General features: G+C 71.0%; 1 pseudogene. It reads left to right on the top strand.

Annotation, left to right across the window (positions count from 1 at the left end):
• Positions 1-7,631, top strand: a pseudogene (locus A5691_RS12945) (amino acid adenylation domain-containing protein); the annotation flags it as partial.
• Between the last annotated feature and the right edge of the window lie 85 nt (positions 7,632-7,716).

Raw genomic sequence — 7,716 nt, 5'->3', positions numbered from 1 at the left:
TGGCCGGCATCTATGCCCAGGTGCTGGGCGTGGAACGGGTCGGCATCGACGACTCCTTCTTCGACCTGGGCGGGGACAGCATCTTGTCGATGCAGGTCGTGGCCCGGGCGCGGGCGGCCGGCGTGATGTTCCGCCCGCGCGACATCTTCGTCGAGCAGACGGTGGCGCGACTGGCCCGGGTGGCGGGGGTGTCCACCGACGACGACGCGGTCGACGAGGGTCTCGGCGAGCTCGTCGCCACACCGATCATGCGCTGGCTGCAGCGGCTCGACGGGTCGGTCGACGAGTTCAACCAGACCATGCTGGTGCAGGCCCCCGCCGGCGTCACCCGTGACGACCTGACGGTGCTCCTGCAGGCCTTGATCGACCGGCACCCGATGTTGCGGCTGCGCGTCGACGACGACGGTGCGGGCGGCTGGTCGCTGGAGGTGCCCGAGCCCGGCGCGGTCGACGCCCGCGGATGCCTGCACACCGTCGACGCGTTGTCCGAACACGCTCTGGTGGCGGCGCGCTCGCACCTGAACCCGGCCGCGGGGGTGATGCTGCGTGCGGTATGGGCGGAGGGCACCGGGCGGTTGGCGTTGATCGTCCACCACCTGGCCGTCGACGGAGTTTCGTGGCGAATCCTGTTGGAGGACTTGAACATCGCGTGGGTCCAGCAGCGCAGCGGCCTACCGGTGGTGCTGGCCCCCGGGGGCACGTCGTTCGCCAGGTGGTCCGCGCTGGTGGCCGAGCATGCCCGGCGCCCCGAGGTCGTCCGGATGGCGGACGCCTGGCGGCAGGTGGCGGCGATCCCGGCCGCGTTGCCGGCGGTACGCCCGGAGCTCGACACCTATCGGACGGCGCAGCACCTGTCGGTGTCGCTCGATACCGAGACCACTCGCATGTTGTTGGGGGCAGTGCCGGCGGCGTTCCACGCCGGTGTCCAGGATATTTTGCTGGTCGCCTTCGGGTTGGCGATCAACGAATTCCTGGGCACCGGCGCGCCGCTTTCCATCGACGTCGAGGGCCATGGCCGCGACGAAGACGTGGGCCCGCGCGTCGACCTGTCGCGCACGGTGGGGTGGTTCACCGCCAAATACCCGGTCGCGTTGAGCCTCGGTAAGCCACCCTGGGACAGGGTCACCGCCGGTGCGGCTGAGCTGGGCGCGCTCATCAAGGACGCCAAGGAACAGCTGCGCGCCCTGCCGGACGGGCTGACCTACGGACTGCTGCGTTATCTGAATCCCGATGTGGTCCTTGAAGACCCGGACCCGGTGATCGGATTCAACTACCTAGGGCGACTGGGCGGCACGGCGGAGCTGTCGGACGACCTGTGGCGGCCGGATCAGGACGGCCTGTCGCTGACCGCCGCGACCGCGGCGCTGCCGGTGCCTCTGGGACACACGCTGGAGCTGAACGCCGGCGCCGTGGAAACGACGAACGGTCCTCGCCTGCATGCCAATTGGACGTGGGCACCCTCGGCCCTGGAGCACTGGCAGGTCCGCAGGCTGAGCCAGCTGTGGTGCGCCGCCCTGGCCGGCATCTGCGCGCACGTGCGAAACGGCGGGGGCGGACTGACCCCGTCGGACGTCGCCCCGGCGCGGCTGACCCAGCAGCAGATCGACGAGCTGTGCCGGGGCCACCCGACCGCCGACGTGTTGCCCCTGACCCCGCTGCAGCAGGGACTGCTTTTCCATGCCAGCTCCGGGCTGGACCCCGGCGACGACGTGTACGCGGTGCAACTCGACATCACCGTGTGCGGCCCCCTCGACCCGCATCGCCTGCGCGAGGCGGTGCACACGGTGGTGAACCGGCACCCCAACTTGGTGGCCCGGTTCAGCGAAACGTTCGACGAGCCGGTGCAGATCATCCCCGCCGACCCCACCATCGCGTGGCGCTACCTCCAGCTCGACGCCGACGACCCCGCTCCCGACCAGCTGGTCGAGCGGCTGTGCATCGCCGAGCGCGCCGCCGTGTGCGACCTGGCGGGCCGCCCGGCGTTTCGGGCGGCGCTGGTCCGCACCACCAAAGACCGGCACCGCTTTGTGCTGACCGTCCACCACATCGTGATGGACGGTTGGTCGCTGCCGGTCGTGCTCCAGGAGATCTTCCTCGCCTACTACCGGGAGCGGCTGCCGGCCGCGGCGCCGTACCGCAGCTACCTCACCTGGCTGGCGACGCGCGACCTGGACGCCGCCCGCGCGGCGTGGCGCCAGGTGCTCGACGGGTTCGACACCCCGACGCTGGTGCGCGCGCCCGGGCGGGCGGGGCGTCGGGACGTCGCAACCTCCGCGGTGCCTGCGGACACCACGCGCGCACTGAGCGAGCTGGCCCGCTCGTCGCACACGACCGTCAGCACCGTGCTGCAGGCCGCGTGGGCGCAGCTGCTGGCCTGGCTGACCGGTGAGGACGACGTCGTGTTCGGCGCCGTCGTCTCGGGACGGCCGGCCGAGGTGCCCGGCTCCGAAACGATGGTGGGCCTCCTGATCAACACGGTTCCGGTACGGGCCACCATCGCCGCGACAACCACGGTCGCCGGACTGCTCGACCAGTTGCGCCGCGCCCACAATCACACCCTCGAACACGAGCACCTCGCGCTGCCCGAAATCCACCGCGCGGCCGGCCACGAGCAGCTGTTCGACACCTTGTTCGTGTACGAGAACTATCCGATCGACACCGCCGCGCTGGCGGGCGCACACGAAGTCGCCATCACCGAATTCGTCAGCCGCGAGTTCAACCACTATCCCCTCTCGGTGCAAGCGGTGCCGGGCGAGGAACTGGGCCTGCGAATCGAATTCGACACCGACGTCTTCGACGCAGCCGGCATCGAGGCGCTCGTGGAGCGGTTCCGCCGCGTGCTGGCGGCCATGACCGCCGACCCCACTCGCCTGTTGTCGGCGATCGACGCGCTCGAGGAGTCCGAGCACACCCACCTCGTCGAGTGGGGGAACTACGCCGTCCTCACCGAACCCGCTGCCGGGCTGTCGATTCCGGACCTGTTCGCCGCGCACGTGGCCCGCACACCGGAGGCGATCGCGCTGAGCTGCGACGGCCGCCACCTGAGCTACCGGCAGCTGGACGAGGCGGCGAATCGCCTGGCGAACCTGCTGGCCGGCCTCGGTGCGGGCCCCGGTGCCTTTGTGGCGCTGATGTTCTCGCGATCCGCCGACGCGGTCACGGCGGTCCTGGCCGTGCTCAAGACGGGTGCGGCGTATGTGCCGATCGACCCGGGCCTGCCCGCGGCGCGGGTCGAGTTCATGATTGCCGACACCGCGCCGATCGTCGCGGTCACCACCGCCGAGCTGCGATCCCGGTTGGACGGGTTCGACGTGGCGGTCATCGACGTCCACCAATCATCCGTGCACACCCAACCCGCCACCGCGTTGCCGGCGCCGGACCCCGAGGACATCGCGTACGTCATCTACACGTCGGGCACGACCGGCGTCCCCAAAGGGGTGGCGGTCACCCACCAGAACGTCACCCAGCTGATGGCGTCGCTGCATGCGCCCCTGCCGGGGGCGGCCGCCTGGTCGCAGTCTCACTCCCTGGCCTTCGACGTGTCGGTCCAGGAGATTTTCGGCGCGCTGCTGGACGGGGGCCGGCTGGTCCTAGTGCCCGAGCCGGTGGCGACATCGCCGGAAGAGCTGCGCGCGTTGCTGATTGGTGAACGGGTCAACGTCTTGAGCCAAACCCCGTCCGAGGCGGGTGCCCTGTCGACCGAGGGGCTCGACGGGGTGGCCCTGGTGATCGGCGGTGAGCCCTGTCCGGCAGAGCTGGTCGATCGGTGGGCGCCGGGCCGGGTGGTGGTCAACGCCTACGGCCCGACCGAGACGACGGTGGACGCGGCGCTCAGCGCGCCGCTGGCCCCCGGAGCGGGGGCGCCGATCGGGTCACCGGTGTCCGGCGCCGCGTTGATGGTGTTGGACAAGTGGTTGCGGCCGGTGCCGGCCGGCGTGGTCGGGGAATTGTATGTCGCCGGCCGCGGCGTGGCGTGCGGCTACCTGGGCCGGTCCGGCTTGACGGCGTCGCGCTTCGTGGCGTGCCCGTTCGGCGGGACCGGGGCGCGCATGTATCGCACCGGGGACCTGGTGCGCTGGGGCACCGACGGGCAACTGCGGTACGTGCGGCGCGCCGACGAGCAGGTCAAGATCCGCGGCTACCGCATCGAGCTCGGCGAAATCACCACCGCGCTCTTGGCTTTCGACGGTGTGCGGCAGGCGGCGGTGGTCGCCCGCGCGGGCCGCCTGGTGGGCTACGTGACCGGCACGGCCGACCCGGCCGGCATTCGCGCCGCGCTGGCCGAGCGGTTGCCGGCCTACATGGTGCCCGCCGCGATCGTCGCCGTGGACGCGATCCCGTTGACGGTCAACGGCAAACTCGACACCCGGGCGCTGCCCGCACCCGAATACCACGACACCGATGCTTACCGTGCCCCGGCGACCCCGGTCGAGGGCATCCTGGCCGAGATCTACGCCCGCGTATTGGGCTTGGCGCGGGTGGGGGTCGAGGAGTCATTCTTCGACCTGGGTGGCGATTCGCTCGCGGCGATGCGCCTGGTCGCCGCCGTCAACGCGGGCCTTCACGCTCACCTGTCGGTGCGGGCGGTGTTCGAGGCGCCCACGGTTCGCCGATTGGCGCCGCTCCTCGGCAAGGGCGGTGGTGCGCCGGCGCGCGTGGTGGCGGGCGCGCGTCCGGCGTTGCTGCCCCTGTCGTTCGCCCAGTCCCGGTTGTGGTTCATCGACCAGCTGCACGGGCCGTCGCCGGTCTACAACATGGCCGCCGCGCTACGGCTGCGCGGACACCTGGACGTCGACGCGTTGGGCGCCGCGCTCGGCGACGTGCTGGACCGCCACGAAAGCCTGCGCACGGTGTTCGCCGCGGCCGATGGGACACCGCACCAGGCGATCCTGCCCCCGGAGCGCGTCGATGCCGACGTGGTCGACGCCACCGGATGGTCTGCGGCGCGGTTGCGGGAGGCCGTCGACGCGGTCGCGGGCCGCCCGTTCGACCTGGCCAACGAGAGTCCGCTGCGGGCAACGCTTTTCAGGACGGACGAGGACGAACATGTGCTGGTCGCCGTGGTGCACCACATCGCCGCCGACGGCTGGTCGCTCGCCCCGCTGGTGCGGGACCTCGGCGTGGCCTACGCCAGCCGGTGCGCGGGCAGGGCGCCCGGATGGGCACCCTTAGCGATCCAGTACGCCGACTACGCGCTGTGGCAGCGCGCCCAGCTGGGCGATCTCGACGACCCGGACAGCCCGATCGCCGGGCAGCTGGACTACTGGCGGGCCGCACTGGCCGGACTGCCCGAGCGCCTGGAGTTGCCCACCGACCGGCCGTATCCGCCGGTTGCCGATTACCGCGGGGCCAGCGTCGGCGTCGAGTGGCCGGCCGCGCTGCAGGACCGGGTGCGCGAGGCGGCCCGCACCCACGACGCGACCAGTTTCATGGTGCTCCAGGCCGCCCTCGCGGTGCTGCTCGCGAAGATCTCCACGAGTTCCGATGTGGCCGTGGGCTTCCCGATAGCCGGACGCCCCGACCCCGCACTCGATGACGTCGTGGGCTTTTTCGCCAACACGTTGGTGCTGCGGGTCGATCTGGCCGGCGATCCCACGGTGGCCGAGCTGTTGACCCAGGTGCGTCGGCGCAGCCTGGAAGCCTACGAGCACCAGGACGTGCCCTTCGAGGTGCTCGTGGAAAGGCTCAACCCCGCCCGCAGCCTGGGACACCACCCCCTGGTGCAGGTGATGTTGGCCTGGCAGAACAACGACGCGGCCGAACTGAACCTGGGCGACCTGCAGGTCACCGCGCTGCCGGTGGACACCCGCACGGCCCGCACCGACCTGCTGTTCTCCCTGGCCGAACGCTGGACGGCGGACGGCCGGTCCGCCGGGATCGGTGGTGCGGTGGAATTCCGCACCGACGTGTTCGATACCGCCAGTGTCACAACGCTTGTCGCACGTCTCGAGCGCGTAGTGGCCGCCCTCACCGCCGACCCCGCCCGCCGGTTGTCGTCGATCGACGTGCTCGACGAGGCGGAGCATGCCCGGCTCCACAACTTCGGCAACCGTGCGGTGCTCGACCTGCCGGCGCCGATCGGACCGTCGATTCCGCAACTGTTCGCCGCCCAGGTGCACCGCGCCCCGGAGGCGGTGGCCATCACCTGCGGAAACCGCTGGTGGAACTACCACCAATTCGACGCTGCCGCGAACCAGTTGGCGCACTTGCTGATCGAGCATGGCGTGGGCCCGGGGGATCGGGTGGCGCTGCTGGTTCCCCGGTCGGCCGGGGCTGTCGCGGCGATCCTGGCGGTGCTCAAAGCCGGAGCGGCCTACGTGCCGATCGATCCGGGCCTGCCGGCCGCGCGGATCGACTTCCTGCTCGCCGATGCCGCACCGGTTGCCGTGCTGACGATCAGCGGGCTGCGATCGCGCCTGGACGGCTGCCGCCTGCCGCTCCTGGACATCGACGACCCGGCGGTGGACACGTTCCCCTGCACCGCGATACCGGCCCCAGACCCCGACGCCACCGCCTACGTCATCTACACGTCCGGCACCACGGGGATCCCCAAGGGAGTGGCGGTCACCCACCGCAACGTCACCCAGCTGCTCGAGTCGCTGGACGGCGAACTGGATCTGGGGCAGGTGTGGACGCAATGCCACTCGTTGGCCTTCGACTTCTCGGTGTGGGAGATCTTCGGTGCGCTGCTGCGCGGCGGGCGCCTGGTGGTCGTGCCCGACGACGTGGTCCGTTCGCCGGAAGACCTGTACGCCTTGCTGGTTCGTGAGCAAGTCAGCGTGCTGAGCCAGACGCCCTCGGCGTTCTACGCGCTGCAAACGGCCGAAGCGCTCTCACCCGACCTCGCCCAGCAACTCAAACTGCAGACGCTGGTGTTCGGTGGCGAAGCGCTCGAACCCCGACGGCTGGCCAACTGGCTGGACAGCCATCCGGGACGGCCCCGCCTGATCAACATGTACGGCACCACCGAGACCACCGTGCACGCCTCGTTGCGCGAGATCGTCGACGGTGACGTCGACGGCGCCGCCAGTCCGATCGGAAACCCCCTGGAGCATCTCGCCTTCTTCGTGCTGGACGACTGGTTGCGGCCGGTGCCGGCCGGCGTGGCGGGCGAGTTGTACGTGGCGGGCGGGGGTTTGGCGTCGGGGTATCTGGGCCGGGCGGGCCTGACCGCGTCGCGGTTCGTGGCGTGCCCGTTCGCCGGAGCGGCAGCCCCCGCGCAACGCATGTACCGCACCGGGGATCTGGTGCGCTGGGGCGCGGACGGGCAGCTGCGGTACCTCGGGCGTGCCGACGAGCAGGTCAAGGTCCGCGGCCACCGCATCGAGCTGGGCGAAATCCACGCGGCGCTAACCGGTTTGGAAGGGGTCGGCCAGGCGGCCGTGATCGCCCGCGAGGACCTGCCGGGTGACAAGCGGCTGGTGGGCTACGTGACCGGGTCCGCCGAGCCTGCCAGCGTCCGCGCCGCGCTGGCCGAGCTGTTGCCGGCCTACATGGTGCCCGCCGCGATCGTCATGATGGACGCGATCCCGTTGACGGTCAACGGCAAACTCGACAGTCGTGCCCTCCCGGCCCCCGACTACCGCGCCGCCGCCAGCGAGTCGCCACCCAGTTCGAAGAACGAATCGTCGACGCCCACGCGGTCAACACCGAGGATCTGGGCGTAGATGGTGGCCAGGATCTCCTCGGTGGGGGTGTCGGGCGGGCGGTACCGAG

Origin of the sequence: Mycobacterium sp. E183 (genome assembly GCF_001667735.1) — a bacterium.
Taxonomy (GTDB): domain Bacteria; phylum Actinomycetota; class Actinomycetes; order Mycobacteriales; family Mycobacteriaceae; genus Mycobacterium.
Note: the sequence above shows the minus strand (reverse complement) of the source record. Positions and strands in the feature narration are given on the sequence as shown.